The sequence below is a fragment of the Streptomyces sp. NPDC001480 genome (assembly GCF_042894725.1).
GTDB lineage: Bacteria > Actinomycetota > Actinomycetes > Streptomycetales > Streptomycetaceae > Streptomyces.
Genome location: NZ_JBIAVX010000003.1, coordinates 284001 through 302614 on the forward strand (window position 1 = coordinate 284001; position 18614 = coordinate 302614).

General features: G+C 68.5%; 14 protein-coding genes and 1 tRNA gene. 11 read left to right on the forward strand and 4 right to left on the reverse strand.

What is annotated here, in order from left to right; genetic code table 11:
• Positions 1 to 48: 48 nt before the first annotated feature.
• Entirely contained in the window at positions 49 to 2775 is a 2727-nt protein-coding gene (gene polA, locus ACFY01_RS08605) for a DNA polymerase I (protein ID WP_390734933.1), read from the reverse strand.
• 212 nt (positions 2776 to 2987) lie between these two features.
• Here polA and ACFY01_RS08610 point away from each other — a divergent pair, with 212 nt between their 5' ends.
• The 8 genes from ACFY01_RS08610 to ACFY01_RS08645 all read left to right on the forward strand — a co-directional run bounded on the left by ACFY01_RS08610 (position 2988) and on the right by ACFY01_RS08645 (position 12562).
• A complete protein-coding gene (locus ACFY01_RS08610) occupies positions 2988 to 5267 on the forward strand; it encodes an FdhF/YdeP family oxidoreductase (RefSeq protein WP_390734934.1) in 2280 nt (759 codons plus the stop codon).
• A 48-nt stretch (positions 5268 to 5315) separates the two neighbouring features.
• Positions 5316 to 5804, forward strand: a complete 489-nt coding sequence (locus ACFY01_RS08615; RefSeq protein WP_390734935.1) for a PaaI family thioesterase — start codon at positions 5316 to 5318, stop codon at positions 5802 to 5804.
• Between the two features lie 82 nt (positions 5805 to 5886).
• Positions 5887 to 6315, forward strand: coding sequence for a hypothetical protein (locus ACFY01_RS08620; RefSeq protein ID WP_390734936.1), 429 nt, complete (start codon positions 5887 to 5889; stop codon positions 6313 to 6315).
• Positions 6316 to 6802: 487 nt separating this feature from the next.
• Positions 6803 to 8029 (forward strand): branched-chain amino acid ABC transporter substrate-binding protein, encoded by a 1227-nt coding sequence (locus ACFY01_RS08625; RefSeq protein ID WP_390734937.1) that lies wholly within the window; start codon positions 6803 to 6805, stop codon positions 8027 to 8029.
• Between the two features lie 129 nt (positions 8030 to 8158).
• Positions 8159 to 9088, forward strand: a complete 930-nt coding sequence (locus ACFY01_RS08630; RefSeq protein ID WP_390734938.1) for a branched-chain amino acid ABC transporter permease — start codon at positions 8159 to 8161, stop codon at positions 9086 to 9088.
• 5 nt (positions 9089 to 9093) lie between these two features.
• Positions 9094 to 10914: a branched-chain amino acid ABC transporter permease gene (locus tag ACFY01_RS08635; protein ID WP_390734939.1), complete on the forward strand. Its 1821-nt coding sequence runs from the start codon at positions 9094 to 9096 to the stop codon at positions 10912 to 10914.
• A 5-nt stretch (positions 10915 to 10919) separates the two neighbouring features.
• Positions 10920 to 11849: an ABC transporter ATP-binding protein gene (locus ACFY01_RS08640; protein ID WP_390734940.1), complete on the forward strand. Its 930-nt coding sequence runs from the start codon at positions 10920 to 10922 to the stop codon at positions 11847 to 11849.
• A complete protein-coding gene (locus ACFY01_RS08645) occupies positions 11846 to 12562 on the forward strand; it encodes an ABC transporter ATP-binding protein (protein WP_390734941.1) in 717 nt (238 codons plus the stop codon). Before ACFY01_RS08640 ends, ACFY01_RS08645 begins: the two co-directional genes overlap by 4 nt.
• Positions 12563 to 12657: 95 nt before the next feature.
• Here the strand turns inward: ACFY01_RS08645 and ACFY01_RS08650 are convergent, their stop codons facing one another.
• The gene (locus tag ACFY01_RS08650) at positions 12658 to 13314 is read right to left on the reverse strand and encodes an ANTAR domain-containing response regulator (protein WP_390734942.1); all 657 of its coding nucleotides are present in this window, start codon (positions 13312 to 13314) and stop codon (positions 12658 to 12660) included.
• Between the two features lie 103 nt (positions 13315 to 13417).
• On the opposite strand from ACFY01_RS08650, the gene ACFY01_RS08655 reads away from it, so the two are divergent.
• Both ACFY01_RS08655 and ACFY01_RS08660 read left to right on the forward strand, forming a co-directional pair.
• Positions 13418 to 13501 (forward strand) — tRNA-Leu (locus ACFY01_RS08655).
• A gap of 81 nt (positions 13502 to 13582) precedes the next feature.
• Complete coding sequence (locus ACFY01_RS08660) at positions 13583 to 14338, forward strand: transcriptional regulator (RefSeq protein WP_390734943.1); 756 nt, start codon at positions 13583 to 13585, stop codon at positions 14336 to 14338.
• A 16-nt stretch (positions 14339 to 14354) separates the two neighbouring features.
• Here the strand turns inward: ACFY01_RS08660 and pyk are convergent, their stop codons facing one another.
• Together pyk and ACFY01_RS08670 are read right to left on the reverse strand one after the other, a co-directional pair.
• Positions 14355 to 15785 carry a pyruvate kinase gene (gene pyk / locus ACFY01_RS08665; protein ID WP_390734944.1) on the reverse strand — a complete coding sequence of 477 codons (1431 nt, stop codon included), beginning with the start codon at positions 15783 to 15785 and terminating at the stop codon, positions 14355 to 14357.
• A gap of 174 nt (positions 15786 to 15959) precedes the next feature.
• A complete protein-coding gene (locus ACFY01_RS08670; RefSeq protein WP_390734945.1) occupies positions 15960 to 16643 on the reverse strand; it encodes an SIMPL domain-containing protein in 684 nt (227 codons plus the stop codon).
• A gap of 149 nt (positions 16644 to 16792) precedes the next feature.
• Here ACFY01_RS08670 and ACFY01_RS08675 point away from each other — a divergent pair, with 149 nt between their 5' ends.
• A complete protein-coding gene (locus ACFY01_RS08675) occupies positions 16793 to 18607 on the forward strand; it encodes a bifunctional metallophosphatase/5'-nucleotidase (RefSeq protein WP_390734946.1) in 1815 nt (604 codons plus the stop codon).
• The last annotated feature ends 7 nt before the right edge of the window (positions 18608 to 18614 follow it).

Below are 18614 nucleotides of genomic sequence, written 5' to 3' on the forward strand. Positions count from 1 at the left end.
ATTCTCGGCCGGGTCGGCTGAGAATCCCCTCCGTCTGACCGCCGGAGGCTAGTGCGCCGCCGATTCCCAGTCGGGGCCCACGCCGACCGAGACGTCCAGCGGGGCCTTGAGGTCGACCGCGGCCGCCATTTCGCGGCGGACGATCTCCTCCGTGGCCTCGCGCTCGCCGGGGGCGATCTCCAGGACGATTTCGTCGTGGACCTGGAGGAGCATGCGGGACCTGAGGTCCGCCGCCCGCAGCGCGCTGTCGACCTTGAGCATGGCGATCTTCACGATGTCCGCCGCCGTGCCCTGGATGGGCGCGTTGAGGGCCATGCGCTCGGCCGCCTCACGGCGCTGGCGGTTGTCGCTGTTGAGGTCGGGGAGATAACGGCGGCGCCCGAAGAGCGTCGCCGTGTAGCCCGTCGCCCGCGCCTCGTCGACCGCCCGGCGCAGATAGTCCCGTACGCCGCCGAAGCGCTCGAAGTACGCGTCCATGAGGGCGCGGGCCTCGGCCGCCTCGATGTTGAGCTGCTGGGACAGGCCGAAGGCCGACAGCCCGTACGCCAGGCCGTACGACATCGCCTTGATCTTGCGGCGCATCTCCGCGTCCACCGCCGAGGCGTCCACCGCGAACACCTGGGAGGCCGCCGTCGTGTGCAGGTCCTCGCCGGAGGTGAACGCCTCGATGAGGCCGGCGTCCTCGGAGAGGTGGGCCATCACGCGCAGTTCGATCTGGCTGTAGTCCGCGGTCATCAGGGACTCGAAGCCGTCACCGACGACGAAGCCGCGGCGGATCGCCCGGCCCTCGTCCGTGCGGACCGGGATGTTCTGCAGGTTGGGGTCCGTGGAGGACAGCCGGCCGGTCGCGGCGACCGTCTGGTTGAAGGTGGTGTGGATGCGGCCGTCGCCCGCGATCGTCTTGATCAGGCCCTCGACCGTGACCCGGAGCTTCGCCTGCTCACGGTGCCGGAGCATGATCACCGGGAGTTCGTTGTCGGTCTGGCCGGCGAGCCAGGCCAGGGCGTCGGCGTCCGTGGTGTAGCCGGTCTTGGTCTTCTTCGTCTTGGGCAGGGCCAGCTCGCCGAAGAGGACCTCCTGGAGCTGCTTGGGCGAGCCCAGGTTGAACTCGTGGCCCGCCGCCGCGTGCGCCTCCTTCACCGCCTGCTGCACCGCGCCCGCGAACATCTGTTCCATCGCTTCGAGGTGCGCCCGGTCGGCGGCGATGCCGTGCCGCTCCATGCGGGCCAGGAGAACCGAGGTGGGCAGCTCCACATCCCTGAGGAGCTCCGCCGCGCCCACTTCCTCCAGCTGGCCCTCGAAGGCCTCACCCAGGTCGAGGACGGCGCGGGCCTGGATCATCAGGGCCTCGGCCTCGGCTCCGTCGTCCGCGCCGAAGGCCAGCTGGCCGTCGGCCGCCGCGGCGGGGGCCAGCTCGCGGTGCAGGTACTCCAGGGACAGCGCGTCCAGGTCGAAGGAACGGCGGCCCGGCTTGACCAGGTAGGCGGCGAGCGCGGTGTCCATGGTCACGCCCTCGACGGACCAGCCGTGCTCGGCGAAGACACGCATGGCGCCCTTGGCGTTGTGCAGGACCTTGGGGCGGTCCGCGTCGGCGAGCCAGGCCGCGAACGCGTTCTCGTCGGTCTCGTCCAGCTCGGCGGGGTCGAACCAGGCGGCGGCCCCGCCGGCCGCGGCGAGCGCGACCTCGGCGACCGATCCGGTGCCCAGCGCCCAGGTGTCGACGGTGGCGACGCCGAGCCGCTCCGTGCCGTGCCCGGCGAGCCACGGGGCCAGCTCGCCCGTGCCGAGGACCGTGCCGTCCAGCTGCACGCCGTCCGTCGCGATCGGGGTGGCCTCGGCCTCCTCCGCGCCGGGGTCGACGGCGTAGAGCCGCTCGCGCAGGGACGGGTTGCGGATCTCCAGGGTGTCCAGGATCATCGCGACGGCCTTGCGGTCGTACGCGGCCCGCTCCAGGTCGCCGACCGCCTTGGGCAGCTCGACACGGCGCTCCAGCTCGGTGAGCCGGCGGTTGAGCTTGACCGCCTCCAGGTGGTCACGGAGGTTCTGCCCGGCCTTGCCCTTGACCTCGTCGACGCGCTCGACCAGCTCCGCGAACGAGCCGAACTGGTTGATCCACTTCGCGGCGGTCTTCTCGCCGACGCCGGGGATGCCGGGGAGGTTGTCGGACGGGTCGCCGCGCAGCGCCGCGAAGTCGGGGTACTGCGCGGGCGTCAATCCGTACTTCTCGAAAACCTTCTCCGGGGTGAACCGGGTGAGCTCCGAGACGCCCTTCGTCGGGTACAGCACCGTCGTGTGCTCGGAGACCAGCTGGAAGGAGTCGCGGTCGCCGGTGACGATCAGCACCTCGAAGCCCTCGGCCTCGGCCTGGGTGGCGAGGGTGGCGATGACGTCGTCCGCCTCGAAGCCCTCGACGGCGAAACGCGGCGCGTGCATCGCGTCGAGCAGTTCACCGATCAGCTCGACCTGGCCCTTGAACTCGTCCGGGGTCTTGGAACGGTTCGCCTTGTACTCCGTGAACTCCTCGGAGCGCCAGGTCTTGCGGGAGACGTCGAACGCCACCGCGAAGTGCGTGGGCGCCTCGTCACGCAGGGTGTTGGCCAGCATCGAGGCGAAGCCGTAGATCGCGTTCGTCGGCTGGCCTGTCGCGGTGGTGAAGTTCTCCGCGGGCAGCGCGAAGAACGCGCGGTAGGCCAGCGAGTGCCCGTCCATGAGCATCAGCCGGGGCCGCGTGCCACCGGGGGTCTTGTCGGTCGTCTTCGATGCTGTTTCTGCCACGCCCCCGATCCTGCCACGCCCCACTGACAGTCGGGGTCGGGGTGCGGCGCCGGCTTCCGCGGTGGCAGCGAGGAGCACAGGACCGAGTGCCGGCAGCGGCCCCGGGCAAGCAGAGCTCCCGTTCTTCGCCCACTCCCGACCGCAGGCATTGTCACCGCCTCGTGCGAGGATCGGTCCCGCACGGCACACACGCAGTCGAAGGGGAGCGTGCGATGGCGACGAAGCCGCCCACGGGGGATCCGGTCCAGGACGCGCCGCAGGTCGAAGGACCGAAGCACGCGGCGGCGGGGCTGCCGGCCATCGGGCACACCCTGCGCATCGCCCAGCAGCAGATGGGCGTGCGGCGCACCGCGCTGACGCTCCTGCGGGTCAACCAGAAGAACGGCTTCGACTGCCCCGGTTGCGCCTGGCCCGAGCCGGACCACCGGCACAAGGCGGAGTTCTGCGAGAACGGCGCGAAGGCGGTGGCCGAGGAGGCCACCCTGCGCCGGGTCACCCCCGAGTTCTTCGCCGCGCACCCGGTCGCCGATCTCGCCCGCCGCAGCGGTTACTGGCTCGGCCAGCAGGGCCGCCTCACGCACCCCGTGTACCTGCCCGAGGGCGGCGAACACTACGAGCCGGTCAGCTGGGAGCGCGCCTTCGGCATCATCGCCGAGGAGATCACCGCCCTCGCCTCCCCCGACGAGGCAGTCTTCTACACCTCGGGCCGGACGAGCAACGAGGCCGCGTTCCTCTACCAGCTGTTCGCCCGTGAGCTGGGCACGAACAACCTGCCCGACTGCTCGAACATGTGCCACGAGTCGTCGGGCTCGGCGCTGAACGAGACCATCGGCATCGGCAAGGGCAGCGTCCTGCTGGAGGACCTCCACAAGGCCGACCTGATCATCGTCGCCGGACAGAATCCCGGCACGAACCACCCCCGGATGCTCTCCGCCCTGGAGAAGGCCAAGGCCGGCGGGGCGAAGATCATCAGCGTGAACCCGCTGCCCGAGGCGGGCCTGGAACGCTTCAAGAACCCGCAGACCCCCCAGGGCATGGTCCGGGGCGCCGCCCTCACCGACCTGTTCCTCCAGATCCGCATCGGCGGTGACCAGGCCCTCTTCCGTCTCCTGAACAAGCTGATCCTCCAGACGGAGGGCGCGGTCGACGAGCGGTTCGTCCGCGAACACACCCACGGGTTCGAGGAGTTCGACGAGGCCGCCCGCGCCGCCGACTGGGACGAGACGCTCACCGCGACCGGCCTCACGCGCGCGGAGATCGAAAAGGCCCTCGGCATGGTCCTGGCCTCCAAGCGCACCATCGTCTGCTGGGCCATGGGCCTCACCCAGCACAAGCACTCCGTGCCGACCATCCGCGAGGTGGTCAACTTCCTGCTGCTGCGCGGCAACATCGGCCGCCCCGGCGCCGGCGTGTGCCCGGTGCGCGGCCACTCCAACGTGCAGGGCGACCGCACGATGGGCATCTTCGAGCGCCCCGCCCCGGCCTTCCTGGACGCCCTGGAGAAGGAGTTCGGCTTCGCGCCCCCGCGCGAGCACGGCTTCGACGTCGTACGGGCCATCCGCGCACTGCGCGACGGCGAGGCGAAGGTCTTCTTCGCCATGGGCGGCAACTTCGTCTCCGCCTCCCCCGACACCGACGTCACCGAGGCGGCCATGCGCCGGGCCCGGCTGACCGTCCACGTGTCGACGAAGCTCAACCGCTCGCACGTCGTCACGGGCGCGCGTGCCCTCATCCTGCCGACGCTGGGCCGTACCGAACGCGATGTGCAGGGCGCGGGCGAGCAGTTCGTGACCGTCGAGGACTCCATGGGCATGGTGCACGCCTCACGCGGCCGTCTGGAGCCCGCGAGCCCGCACCTGCTGTCCGAGCCGGCGATCGTGTGCCGCCTGGCGCGCCGTGTGCTCGGCGAGGACAGCAAGGTGCCGTGGGAGGAGTTCGAGAAGGACTACGCCACCGTCCGGGACCGCATCGCGCGCGTGATCCCCGGCTTCGAGGACTTCAACGCGCGCGTGGCCCGGCCCGGCGGCTTCGCCCTTCCGCACGCCCCGCGCGACGAGCGCCGCTTCCCGACGGCGACGGGCAAGGCGAACTTCACGGCGGCCCCCGTGGAGTACCCCGAACTGCCCGAGGGCCGCCTCCTGCTCCAGACGCTGCGCTCGCACGACCAGTACAACACCACGATCTACGGCCTGGACGACCGCTACCGGGGCATCAAGAACGGCCGCCGGGTCGTCCTCGTCAATCCCGAGGACGCACGGAAGCTCGGCGTGGCCGACGGGTCGTACGTCGACCTGGTCGGCGAGTGGAAGGACGGCGTGGAGCGGCGGGCGCCCGGCTTCCGGGTCGTGCACTACCCGACCGCACGGGGTTGTGCGGCGGCGTACTACCCGGAGACCAACGTCCTGGTCCCGCTGGACGCCACGGCGGACACCAGCAACACCCCGGCCAGCAAGTCCGTCGTCGTGCGTCTGGAACAATCGGCGACCGACTGAGCGTTTGCTCAGTCGACAGGCACATGTATGACGAACGGAGCCGGGCCGATGGGTGAGCAGCAGCACGTGAAGTTCCCGCAGGAGGTCATCGACGAGTACGCCGCGCTCGGCGTCGACCTCCTGGCGCTGTTCTCCGCCGGGCACCTGGGCACGCGGATGGGTGTGGAGATCACGGAGGCGTCGGCGGACCGGGTCGTCGGCACCATGCCGGTGGAGGGCAACACCCAGCCGTACGGGCTGCTGCACGGCGGCGCCTCCGCGGTGCTGGCGGAGACCCTCGGCTCGGTGGGCTCGATGCTGCACGGCGGCAGCTCGAAGATCGCGGTCGGCGTCGATCTGAACTGCACCCACCACCGCGGAGTGCGCTCCGGTCTCGTCACCGGCGTGGCCACACCCGTGCACCGGGGCCGGTCGACGGCGACGTACGAGATCGTGATCAGCGACGAGGAGGACCGGCGCGTGTGCACCGCGCGGCTGACCTGTCTGCTGCGGGACGTGCGGCCCGGCGACGGAACCCACCTGCGGGCGACCGACTGACCCGCCTTCAGCTGATCCGCCTTCAGCAGCCCCCGGCCGCCCGGCAGTTGCTGTCCCGCACCCGGCCGCATAGCGTCGAGGCATGGCTACGGGACGGGCCTCCGCGCCGGGGGCGGCACTCGGATTCGGGCTCGCTCTGGTACTCCTGACGGGCCCCCTGGCCGCCGGCTGCGCGGGATCAGGCGCCGCAGACGGGGCGGTGAGCCGGAGCAGCCCGGCGGCCGCCACCGGCGCGCCCGCACCCCGCACCACGTCACCCGAGGAACTGTGCACGCGGGTCGTCGCGTACTGGTCGCGCAGGCAGCTCAAGGAGGACACCGTCGGCGACTACCAGGAGATGGGCCTGTCCGACGGCCAGTACGACATCCTCCGAGACGTCGTCGACGCCGCCCGCGCCAAACTCCAGCACGGTGACGCCGACGCGGCCGACCGGACCGTCGACCGCAGGGCACGCGAGGGATGCGACCACTGGTACCGGACCGGTGGCCCAAGCAAAGGCCCTTGGGGATGAGCGGCGCCCTTGTTCACCGTTGTCACGGAATGCAGGAATGCGTCGGCAAACGCCCGACCGCCTTTCCCCGGCGTAACTCTGCGTAATACGCGCGCAATGAGAGCCACGCGCGTCAACTCGGGCACTTCCCCTGCCCACATCGCCCCCGCAAGCTGCCCTGGTAGCCCGCGGCAACAACCCCACGTCATCACCAAAACAGTTCGACGCTACTGAAAACACGAACGCACGTCCTGCGGATTCTCACAATGCGGACAGGGCGAATCGGCTGGAATTCCACGCTTCCCCCCACCCGGTACCGCTCTGCATTACGTCGTGTCATAACAAGAGCGTCACAGCCTTGGTCAGACACTCCTCCACCTTCCCTGCACACGCTTAGAGTCACGGCCAGTCACCGCGCCAAGGGATTCACAGCCCGCCACACGGCCAAGGCGCCGGACTCGGTGCGTTCCACGGGGAGCCGCCGCGCGCCAGGGAAAGGACCTGATTCGTGCGTCAACGTTCGATCATCGCCATCACCGCCGCACTCGCGGCGGGATCGCTGACACTCACCGCCTGTGGGTCGCGCGATGACAAGGGCAGCAGCAGCGGCGACAAGACCACGGTTGTGATCGGTGTCGACGCTCCCACCACCGGCGACCTCTCGGCCCTCGGCCTCGGCATCAAGAACTCCGCCGACCTGGCCGCCAAGACGGCCAACAAGCAGGGATTCGTCAAGGGCGTCGAGTTCAAGGTCGAAGCCCTCGACGACCAGGCCCAGCCCTCCGTCGGCCAGCAGAACGCCACGAAGTTCATCAACGAGAAGGACGTCCTCGGCGTCGTCGGCCCGCTGAACTCCAGCGTCTCCCAGCAGATGCAGAAGCCGCTCAACGACGCCGGCCTCACCCAGGTCTCCCCCGCCAACACGGGTACCGAACTCACCCAGGGCGACGGCTGGAAGACCAACAACCGGGTCCGCCAGTTCAAGACCTTCTTCCGCACCGCCACCACGGACGAGATCCAGGGCGCCTTCGCGGCCGACTACCTCTACAACCGCGCCAAGATCAAGAAGGCCTACCTGATCGACGATCAGAAGACCTACGGCGCAGGCCTCGCCGCCTCCTTCAAGACGAACTTCACCAAGCTCGGCGGCAAGATCGTCGGCGCCGACCACGTCAACCCCGACGACCGCGACTTCAACGCCATCGTCGCCAAGGTCAAGAAGACCGGCGCCCAGGCCCTCTACTACGGCGGCGAGTACCCGGCCGCCGCCCCCCTGAGCCAGCAGCTCAAGGACAGCGGCCAGAACATCCCGCTCATGGGCGGCGACGGCATCTACTCCGGCGACTACCCCAAGCTCAACAAGAAGGCCGAAGGCGACCTCGCCACCTCCGTCGGCAAGCCCGTCGAGCAGCTCCCCTCCGCCAAGACGTTCATCGCGAACTACAAGAACGCGGGCTACAAGGACGCCTACGAGGCCTACGGCGGCCTCACCTACGACGCCACCTGGTCCATCATCGAGGCCGTCAAGCTCGCCGTCGAAGGCAACAGCGGCAAGCTCCCCTCCGACGGCCGCAAGGCGGTCCTGGAGGCCATGAGCAAGGTCAAGTTCGACGGCGTCACCGGCACCATCTCGTTCGACCAGTACGGCGACACCACCAACCACACCATGACCGCGTACAAGATCAAGAACAACGCGTGGACGCCGGAGTACAGCGGGGTGCCCAAGATCGGCTGAGCGAGGAAAGAACACCGGTTCAAAGAACACCGGTTCCTCACCACTGCACACATTGATCAGGCCGCGCGGGAGTGCCCACCAGCGCTCCCGCGCGGCGCCGTATCCGAACCACTCCACGGAGGCCCTGCGGTGAACGAACTGCCGCAACAGCTGGCCAATGGACTCATCCTCGGCGCGATGTACGGACTCATCGCGATCGGCTACACGATGGTCTACGGCATCGTCCAGCTCATCAACTTCGCCCACGGCGAGATCTTCATGGTCGGGGGCTTCGGGGCCCTCACCGTCTGGCTCTGGCTGCCCAAGGACTTCTCCCTGGGCATCGCCATCCCCCTCATGATCCTCGGCGGCGTCATCGTCTCCGTCGGCGTCGCCACCGCGGCGGAACGCTTCGCCTACCGCCCCCTGCGCAACGCACCCCGCCTGGCACCCCTCATCACCGCCATCGGACTGTCCATCGTCCTCCAGCAGATCGTCTGGAAGTGGTACCCGGACGCCAAGAAGGACCGCCCCTTCCCCCAGTTCGACGGCGGCCCCTTCGACGTCTTCGGCGCCAACATCCAGCGCGGCGACCTCTTCGTCATCATCGCCGCCCCCCTCTGCATGATCGCCCTCGGCCTCTTCGTCACCAAGACCCGCTCCGGACGCGGCATGCAGGCCACCGCCCAGGACCCGGACACCGCCAAACTCATGGGCATCAACACCGACCGCATCATCGTCATGGCCTTCGCCATCGGCGCCGCGTTCGCCGCCATCGCCGCCGTCGGCTACGGCCTCCACAACGGCCAGGTCGGCTTCCGCATGGGCTTCCTCATGGGCCTCAAGGCCTTCACCGCGGCCGTCCTCGGCGGCATCGGCAACATCTACGGCGCCATGCTCGGCGGCCTCGTCCTCGGCGTCGCCGAATCCCTCGCCATCGGCTACATCGGCGACATCCCCGGCATGGACCTCTTCGGCGGCGGCGCCTGGAAGGACGTCTGGGCCTTCGCCCTCCTCATCCTCGTCCTCCTCTTCCGACCGCAGGGCCTCCTCGGCGAGCGCGTCGCGGATCGGGCGTGATACCCATGACCACCAAAACACCCACCGGCACCCCGGACAGCACCAAGTCGCCCACCCAGGCGACCCCGTTGATCCCGCTGCCCCCGGCCGTCGCCCGCATCACCACCATCGCCGGCTCCGCCGTCGCACTCGTGGGCACCTTCCTCGCCTGGACCTGGACCGCGGAATTCCCCGGCGACCTCACCGTCACCGGCTACCCCGGCGGCCTCCAGGTCCTCACCCTCATCGGGGCCATCCTCACCCTGCTCTTCGCCCTCAGCGGCTACGGCATCCGAGGACTCGGCTGGCTCACCCCCGGCGGCACCAACAGCCCCGTCGTCCTCCTCGCCCTCGGCACCTTCGGCACCACCGGCTACGCCATGGGCGCCATCAGCGACGAACTCGGCGGCCTCGTCAACCTCGAACCCGGCGCCTGGGTCTCCGGCATCGGCTCCCTCATCGCCGTCATCGCGGCCTTCGGCCTCCCCGTCGACCAGCCGTACGACGAAAGCGACCCCAACCCCAGCCTCTGGGGCAGGTTCCGCCACTCACTCACCGCCCCCGAACCCCGCCGCGCCAAGGAACTCCCCTCCTGGGCCGAGATCCTCGTCATCGCCGCCGGCTTCGGCATCGGCCTGTACGTCTTCTCCTACGGCATCGGCACCGACTACTCCGAACTCTTCGTCGGCTTCCTCATCATCGCCGGCTTCGGATTCACCGCCCTCACCCGCGCCGGACTCCTCAAGCGGCTGTCGGCCCTCACCGCCAAACACCGCAACATCACCGTCGCCGCCGCCTTCGCCGCCGCGATCTGCTTCCCCTTCACCCAGTCCAACGACCAGTTCGCCCTCATCGGCGCCAACATCCTGATCTTCGCGACCGTGGCCCTCGGCCTCAACGTCGTCGTCGGTCTGGCCGGTCTGCTCGACCTGGGATACGTCGCCTTCCTCGGCGTCGGCGCCTACGCCGCGGCCCTGGTCTCCGGCTCCCCCCAGTCCACCATCGGCGTCCAGTTCCCGTTCTGGGCCGCCGTCCTCACCGGCGCCGCCGCCTCGCTGATCTTCGGCGTGGTCATCGGAGCCCCCACCCTGCGGCTGCGCGGCGACTACCTCGCCATCGTCACCCTCGGCTTCGGTGAGATCTTCCGCATCACCATGAACAACCTGAACGGGAACAGCGGCCCCGACGTCACCAACGGCTCCAACGGCATCCCGAACATCCCCGACCTGGAGATCTTCGGCTACAACCTCGGCATCCCCCACGACGTCCTCGGCCACCAGCTCACCCGCTCCGCCAACTACTACCTGCTGATGCTCCTGTTCACGGCCGTCGTCGTGACCGTCTTCCGCCGCTCCGCGGAATCCCGCATCGGCCGCGCCTGGGTCGCCATCCGCGAAGACGAGACCGCCGCCACCGCCATGGGCATCAACGGCTTCCGCCTCAAGCTCCTCGCCTTCGCCCTCGGCGCCTCCCTCGCCGGCTTCGCCGGCACCGTCCAGGCCCACGTCTCCTACAGCGTCACCCCCGAGCAGTACCAGTTCGCCGGCTCCGTACCCCCCAACTCCGCCTTCCTCCTCGCCGCCGTCATCCTCGGCGGCATGGGCACCATCAGCGGACCCCTCATCGGCGCCGCCCTCCTCTACCTCATCCCGGCCAAACTCCAGTTCATGGCCGACTACCAGCTCCTCCTCTTCGGCATCGCGCTCATGCTCCTCATGCGCTTCCGCCCCGAAGGCCTCGTCGCCGACCGCCGGAAACAACTCGAATTCCACGAGACCGGACAACTCGACGTACCCGAGGACGCGGAACTGCCAGAGACCACCGGCGTCGCCAAGGCAGGTGCGTGACCGCCATGACCACCACCACAACCGCAACCACCACCACGGTCCTCGACGCCAGCGACGTCACCATGCGCTTCGGCGGCCTCACCGCCGTACGCTCCGTCGACCTCACCGTCAACAGCGGCGAGATCGTCGGCCTCATCGGACCCAACGGCGCGGGCAAGACCACCTTCTTCAACTGCCTCACGGGCCTCTACGTCCCGACCAGCGGCACAGTGAAGTACAAAGGCACCGTCCTGCCGCCCAAACCCCACCTCGTCACCCAGGCCGGCATCGCTCGCACCTTCCAGAACATCCGGCTCTTCGCCAACATGACCGTCCTGGAAAACGTGCTCGTCGGACGCCACACCCGAACCAACGAAGGCCTCTGGTCCGCACTCCTGCGCCTCCCCGGCTTCAAGAAAGCCGAAGCCGAATCCCGCGAACGCGCCATGGAGCTCCTGGAGTTCACCGGCCTCGCCGCCAAAGCCGACCACCTCGCCCGCAACCTGCCCTACGGCGAACAGCGCAAGCTCGAGATCGCCCGCGCACTCGCGAGCGAACCCGGCCTGCTGCTCCTCGACGAACCCACCGCGGGCATGAACCCCCAGGAGACCCGGGCCACCGAGGAACTCGTCTTCGCCATCCGCGACAAGGGCACCGCCATCCTCGTCATCGAGCACGACATCCGGTTCATCATGAACCTCTGCGACCGCGTCGCCGTGCTCGTCCAGGGCGAGAAGATCGTCGAAGACAGCGCCGAAGTCGTCCAGGCCGACGAACGCGTCATCGCCGCCTACCTCGGCACGCCCTTCGAAGGCGCGCCCGGCACGGAGGAGGCCGCGGAGGTCGAGGCCGCGGAGGTCGAGGCCGCGGAAGCCGGGGCCTCCGATGACGTGGCCGCCGAGGACGAGGCCGAGGACGCCGAGGCGCAGAGCACCGCAGAAGGAGACGCCAAGTGACCGCACTGCTCGAGGTCGAAGACCTCAGGGTCGCCTACGGCAAGATCGAAGCCGTCAAAGGCATCTCGTTCAAGGTCAACGCCGGCGAGGTCGTCACCCTCATCGGCACCAACGGCGCCGGCAAGACCACCACCCTGCGGACGCTCTCGGGCCTCCTCCAGCCCCTCGCCGGACAGATCAAGTTCGACGGCAAGACGCTGAACAAGATCCCCGCCCACAAGATCGTCTCGCTGGGGCTGGCCCACTCCCCCGAAGGCCGGCACATCTTCCCCCGCATGACCATCGAGGACAACCTCCGCCTCGGCGCCTTCCTCCGCAGCGACAAGGAAGGCATCGAAAAGGACATCCAGCGCGCCTACGACCTCTTCCCCATCCTCGGAGAACGACGGAAGCAGCCCGCAGGCACCCTCTCCGGCGGCGAACAGCAGATGCTCGCCATGGGACGCGCCCTGATGTCCCGCCCCAAACTGCTCATGCTCGACGAGCCCTCCATGGGCCTCTCCCCGATCATGATGCAGAAGATCATGGCCACCATCCAGGAACTCAAGGCCGACGGCACCACCATCCTGCTCATCGAGCAGAACGCCCAGGCCGCACTGTCCCTGGCCGACCACGGCCACGTCATGGAGGTCGGCAAGATCGTCCTCTCCGGCAGCGGGCAGGACCTGCTGCACGACGAGTCCGTACGCAAGGCGTACCTCGGCGAGGACTGAACCGACCGAGGCACGTAGACCGTACGTGCGTATATACGACGAGGCCCGCGCCCGTTTCTCCGGGGCGCGGGCCTCGCCGCGTACGTGCGAAGGGCTCAGCCCTTGCCCGCCTTCTTCTCCTCGCTGTCCGCGATGACAGCCTCCGCGACCTGCTGCATCGACATCCGCCGGTCCATCGACGTCTTCTGGATCCAGCGGAACGCCGCCGGCTCGGTCAGCCCGTACTCCGTCTGGAGGATCGACTTCGCCCGGTCCACCAGCTTGCGCGTCTCCAGCCGCAGCGTGAGGTCGGCGACCTCCTTCTCCAACTGCTTCAGCTCCGTGAAGCGCGAGACGGCCATCTCGATCGCCGGCACGACATCACTCTTGCTGAACGGCTTCACGAGGTACGCCATGGCGCCCGCGTCCCGGGCCCGCTCGACCAGGTCGCGCTGGGAGAAGGCGGTGAGCATCAGCACGGGCGCGATGGACTCCTCGGCGATCTTCTCCGCCGCGGAGATGCCGTCCAGCTTCGGCATCTTCACGTCCAGGATGACCAGGTCCGGCTTGTGCTCACGGGCCAGCTCCACCGCCTGCTCACCGTCACCGGCCTCGCCTACGACGGTGTACCCCTCCTCCTCCAGCATCTCTTTGAGATCGAGCCGGATCAGGGCCTCGTCCTCGGCGATGACGACACGGGTCGTCAGCGGAGGCACGTGCGACTTGTCGTCATCGGGCACGTCTACGGGCTGGGGCGACTCGGGGGCGGTCACGGGGGCTCCTTGGTACGGGCCGGGCAGGTGCTGCTGCCCCAGAGCCTACCTAGCTGCGGCATCCCGTGGTCACCCGGTACACTTCCCAGCAGTTCCACGGCCTGCCCGGTTGGAGGAATCTGGTCAGACTCGCGGTGCTCAAACCACCGTGCCTTAGGGCATGTGGGTTCGAATCCCACACCGGGCACCTTTAAGCGGAGGATCACGTTCGCGTGGTCCTCCGCTTTTTCATGCACAGCGTCACGATCAGTGACCCACAGTGGGTCACATGTACGACGTCAGCACACGCAAGCGAGCCCTCGCCCTGGTCGCCCAGGGCCGCAGCCTCAACTCGGTGAGCCACGAGACCGGCATCTCGCGCGCCGCGATCCGCTCGTGGCAGGACCGCCTCGAACCGCTACCCCGCATGGTGCCGCCGGACCCCGGACCACCGTCCGACGACCGCGCGTACGCCTACTTGCTCGGCCTCTATCTCGGTGACGGGTGCATCAGTCCTCACCCGCGCAGCGGCTACCACCTGAGAATCGCGTGCGCCGATGCGTGGCCCGGACTCCTTCAACAGTGCCGGGAGGCCATCGCAAAAGTGCGCCCCGGCGTCGGCGTCTACACGCTTCAGAAGCAGGGCTGCGCGATGGTGACCAGCTACTACGCTCACTGGCCCCTCTTGTTCCCCCAACACGGCCCCGGCAAGAAACACGAACGTCGCATCGTCCTCGCGCCCTGGCAACAGGACATCGTCGACGCCTACCCCTGGAAATTCATCCGGGGCCTCATCCACTCAGACGGCTGCCGCATCACCAACTGGACCGAGAAGGTCATCGCCGGTGAGCGCAAGCGCTACGAATACCCGCGGTACTTCTTCACCAACGTCTCCGAGGACATCCGCCGCCTCTACACCGACACCCTCGACACGCTCGGCGTCGAGTGGACGCAGTGCACGCGCAACGGAACCCCCTTCAACATCTCCGTCGCCCGCAAAGCCTCCGTAGCCCTCATGGACACCCACGTGGGCCCCAAGCACTGATAAGGGCCCCGCAGGGTCAGCAGTCGTCCTCGCCGATGTGGTGCACCCGCACCATGTTCGTCGAGCCGGAGACACCGGGCGGGGAGCCAGCCGTGATGACGACGGTGTCGCCCGGGCGGCAGCGGCCGTACCGCAGGAGCAGTTCATCCACCTGGTCGACCATCGCGTCGGTCGAGCCGACGTCCGGCACCAAGAAGGTTTCGGCGCCCCAGGTCACGGCGAGCTGGGACCGTGTCGCCGGTTCCGGGGTGAAGGCCAGGAGGGGGATCGGTGAGCGGTAGCGGGAGAGGCGGCGGGCGGTGTCGCCCGACTGGGTGAAGGCGACGAGGAACTTGGCGCCGAGGAAGTCGCCCATCTCCGCGGCGGCGCGGGCGACGGCGCCGGCCTGGGTGCGGGGCTTGTTGTTCTCGGTGAGGGGTGGGAGGCCCTTGGCCAGGAGGTCTTCCTCGGCGGCTTCGACGATCTTGGACATGGTGCGGACCGTCTCGACGGGGTACTTCCCGACGCTGGTCTCGCCGGAGAGCATCACGGCGTCGGTGCCGTCGATGACCGCGTTGGCGACGTCGGAGGCCTCCGCTCGGGTCGGGCGGGAGTTGTCGATCATCGAGTCCAGCATCTGGGTGGCGACGATCACCGGCTTGGCGTTGCGCTTGGCCAGTTTGATCGCGCGCTTCTGGACGAGGGGGACCTGTTCGAGAGGCATTTCGACGCCGAGGTCGCCGCGGGCGACCATGATGCCGTCGAAGGCGGCGACGATGTCCTCGATGGCGTCGACGGCCTGCGGTTTCTCGACCTTGGCGACCACCGGGAGGTGGCGGCCCTCCTCGTCCATGATCCGGTGGACGTCCTCGATGTCCTTGCCGCTGCGGACGAAGGACAGGGCGATGACGTCGAAGCCGGTGCGCAGCGCCCAGCGCAGGTCGGCTTCGTCCTTTTCGGAGAGGGCGGGGACGGAGACGGCGACGCCGGGGAGGTTGAGGCCCTTGTGGTCGGAGATGATGCCGCCCTCGACGACGGTGGTGCGGATGCGGGGGCCGTCGACGGCGGTGACTTCGAGGCAGACCTTGCCGTCGTCGACGAGGACGCGTTCGCCGGGGGTGACGTCGGCGGCGAGGCCGGAGTAGGTGGTTCCGCACTGGTGGCGGTCGCCTTCGGCGTGTGGTTCGACGGTGATGGTGAAGGAGTCGCCGCGTTCAAGGAGTACGGGGCCTTCGGCGAATCGGCCGAGTCGGATCTTCGGGCCCTGAAGGTCGGCGAGGAGTCCGACGCTGCGCCCGGTCTCGTCCGAGGCCTTTCGTACGTGGTGGTAGCGCTCCTCGTGCTCGGCGTATCCGCCGTGGCTGAGGTTGAATCGGGCGACGTCCATTCCGGCGTCGACCAGTGCCTTGATCTGGTCGTATGTGTCGGTGGCGGGCCCAAGAGTACAGACGATCTTTGCTCGGCGCATGTTTCGAGCCTAGGCCTTACCCGCCGGTAGAGATTCGGTGGGGCGTGACTACTCAACGTCCTTTGGATGAAGCCTCGTTGACAAGTGTTGAATTGTGCGACCGGCCGCTCTGATGAGCATTTTTGCGGCACTGGCTGGAATTGCTTCCGAACGGAATGTGAGCGCCGTTCCTTTTCACAGCCGTGGCGGGGCCATGGTGAATTGGGCGCTGACCTGAGCGCTGACGCGGAGGCGTTCGGGTTCCAGGTCAAGCGGTTCGGGGGGCTCGGCGCCGGCGGCGAGGGAGGCGCGGTGGACGCCGCGTTCGAAGGGGGCGCGGGTGGAGCGGGGTCGGTCGGTGCCGGTGTCGGCGAGTTCGATGAGGGCGGCGACGGTGGTGCCGAGGGCGGCGGCGTATTCGTGGGCGCGCTGGACGGCTTCTCGTACTGCTTGCTGTCGGGCTTGGCGGTGTACGGGTGAGTCGGGGCGTAGGAGCCACCAGGGTCCGTCGAGGCGGGTGAGTTCCATGTCGGCGAGGCGGGTGGTGAGTTCGCCGAGGACGGTGAAGTCGGTGAGGTCGGCGGTGAGGTGGACGCGGCCGTGGTAGGCGTGGACGCGTTCGCCGCGGCCGCGTTCGCTGAGTTCGGGGGTGATGGAGAAGGCGCCGGTGGAGAGGCGTTCGACGGTGTCTCCGTAGGACTTGATCAGGTCGAGGGCGGTGGTGTTGCGGCGGGTGAGGTCGTCGAGGGTGGTGCGTCGGTCGCGGCCGCGGGCGGTGACCGTGATGCTGATGCGGGCGATCTCGGGTTCGACTTCCAGTTCGGTTTCGCCGCGGACTACGAGGAGGGGGGCGTCCGGGGTGCCGTGGGGGGTGGTCATACGTCCCACTCTGTCAGGTCTTTTCGGTTGGCGAGGCGGGAGTTGACCGGTTAGGTCACCAGATCGCAACCTGCCGTATCTGTTGCGGCAAGTCATGAACGGGTCAGAATCTACGCGCGTCGTTGACCGTTTCCCGAGGAGATCGAGACATGCCGTTGAACCGTCGGAAGTTCCTGAAGAAGTCCGCCGTGACCGGGGCGGGGGTGGCGATCGCCGGTGCGGCGGCGGCTCCGTCGGCCGAGGCGGCGGAAGCGAAGAAGCCCGGGAAGCCGGCGAAGCAGCCGAAGCGGTATTCGCTCACCGTGATGGGCACGACGGACCTGCACGGGCACGTCTTCAACTGGGACTACTTCAAGGACGCGGAGTACTCCGACAAGGCGGGCAACGCGATGGGCCTGGCCCGGATCTCGACCCTGGTCGACCAGGTGCGCGAGGAGCGGGGCCGCTGCAACACCCTGCTGCTGGACGCGGGCGACACGATCCAGGGCACCCCGCTGACGTACTACTACGCGAAGGTGGACCCGATCACCGCCAAGGGCGGTCCGGTGCATCCGATGGCGCAGGCGATGAACGCGATCGGCTATGACGCGGCGGCGCTGGGCAATCACGAGTTCAACTACGGCATCGAGACGCTGCGGAAGTTCGAGCAACAGCTCCACTTCCCGCTCCTGGGCGCGAACGCGCTGGACGCGAAGACGCAGAAGCCCGCGTTCCCGCCGTACTTCATCAAGAAGTTCCATGTGCCGGGCGCCCCGCCGGTGAAGGTCGCCGTCCTGGGTCTGACCAACCCTGGTATCGCGATCTGGGACAAGGCGTATGTGCAGGGGAAGCTGACCTTCCCGGGTCTGGAGGAGCAGGCGGCGAAGTGGGTGCCGAAGCTGCGTTCGATGGGCGCGGACGTCGTGGTGGTGTCGGCGCACAGCGGCTCCTCGGGCACGTCGTCGTACGGTGACCAGGTGCCGTACGTGGAGAACGCGGCCGCCAACGTCGCCAGGCAGGTGCCGGGCATCGACGCGATCCTGGTCGGGCACGCGCATGTGGAGATCCCGGAGCTGAAGGTCACCAACGAGGCGACCGGCCGGACGGTCGTGCTGTCGGAGCCGCTGTGCTTCGCCGAGCGGCTCACGCTGTTCGACATCGAGCTGGTGTTCAGCAAGGGCAGGTGGGAGGTCGAGTCGGTTGCCGCGTCGCTGCGGAATTCCAACTCGGTCGCCGACGACCCGAAGATCACCAAGCTGCTGGCGGACGAGCACGCGAAGGTCGTCGAGTACGTCAACCAGGTCGTCGGCACCGCCACCGCGACCCTGACCACGGTCGAGGCCCGCTACAAGGACGCCCCGATCATCGACTTGATCACGAAGGTCCAGGAGGACGTGGTCAAGGCGGCGCTCGTGGGCACCGAGTACGCCTCGCTGCCCGTGGTCGCGCAGGCCTCGCCGTTCTCCCGCACCTCTCAGATCCCAGCCGGCAATGTGACGATCCGGGATCTCTCCAGCCTGTACGTGTACGACAACACGCTGGTCGCGAAGCTGATGACGGGCGCGCAACTGCGGGCGTACCTGGAGTACTCGGCGGAGTACTTCGTGCAGACGGCCGCCGACGCGGCGGTCGACGTGGAGAAGCTGACCAACGCGAGCGGCCGTCCGGACTACAACTACGACTATGTCTCGGGCTTCCGGTACGAGATCGACATCGCCCAGGCGGCCGGTTCGCGGATCAAGAACCTGACCTTCGGCGGTGCCGCTCTGGACGACGCCCAGCAGTTCGTACTGGCGGTGAACAACTACCGGGCCAATGGCGGCGGTGCGTTCCCGTTCGTCGCTTCGGCCAAGGAGTTGTGGTCGGAGTCGACGGAGATCCGTACCCGGATCGCGGAGTGGGTGACCGCGAAGGGTGTGCTGGATCCGAAGGACTTCGCGTCGGTGGACTGGAAGCTCACGCGGAACGGCACGTCCGTCTTCTAGTGGGCCG

Bases quoted from the DNA above. Each gene is read 5' to 3' on its own strand.
- ACFY01_RS08660 (WP_390734943.1), top strand. From the start codon at position 13,583: ATGTACGACGTCAGCACACGCAAGCGAGCCCTCGCCCTGGTCGCCCAG.
- pyk (WP_390734944.1), bottom strand. From the start codon at position 15,785: ATGCGCCGAGCAAAGATCGTCTGTACTCTTGGGCCCGCCACCGACACA.
- ACFY01_RS08670 (WP_390734945.1), bottom strand. From the start codon at position 16,643: ATGACCACCCCCCACGGCACCCCGGACGCCCCCCTCCTCGTAGTCCGC.
- ACFY01_RS08615 (WP_390734935.1), top strand. From the start codon at position 5,316: ATGGGTGAGCAGCAGCACGTGAAGTTCCCGCAGGAGGTCATCGACGAG.
- ACFY01_RS08610 (WP_390734934.1), top strand. From the start codon at position 2,988: ATGGCGACGAAGCCGCCCACGGGGGATCCGGTCCAGGACGCGCCGCAG.
- ACFY01_RS08635 (WP_390734939.1), top strand. From the start codon at position 9,094: ATGACCACCAAAACACCCACCGGCACCCCGGACAGCACCAAGTCGCCC.
- ACFY01_RS08620 (WP_390734936.1), top strand. From the start codon at position 5,887: ATGGCTACGGGACGGGCCTCCGCGCCGGGGGCGGCACTCGGATTCGGG.
- ACFY01_RS08675 (WP_390734946.1), top strand. From the start codon at position 16,793: ATGCCGTTGAACCGTCGGAAGTTCCTGAAGAAGTCCGCCGTGACCGGG.
- ACFY01_RS08640 (WP_390734940.1), top strand. From the start codon at position 10,920: ATGACCACCACCACAACCGCAACCACCACCACGGTCCTCGACGCCAGC.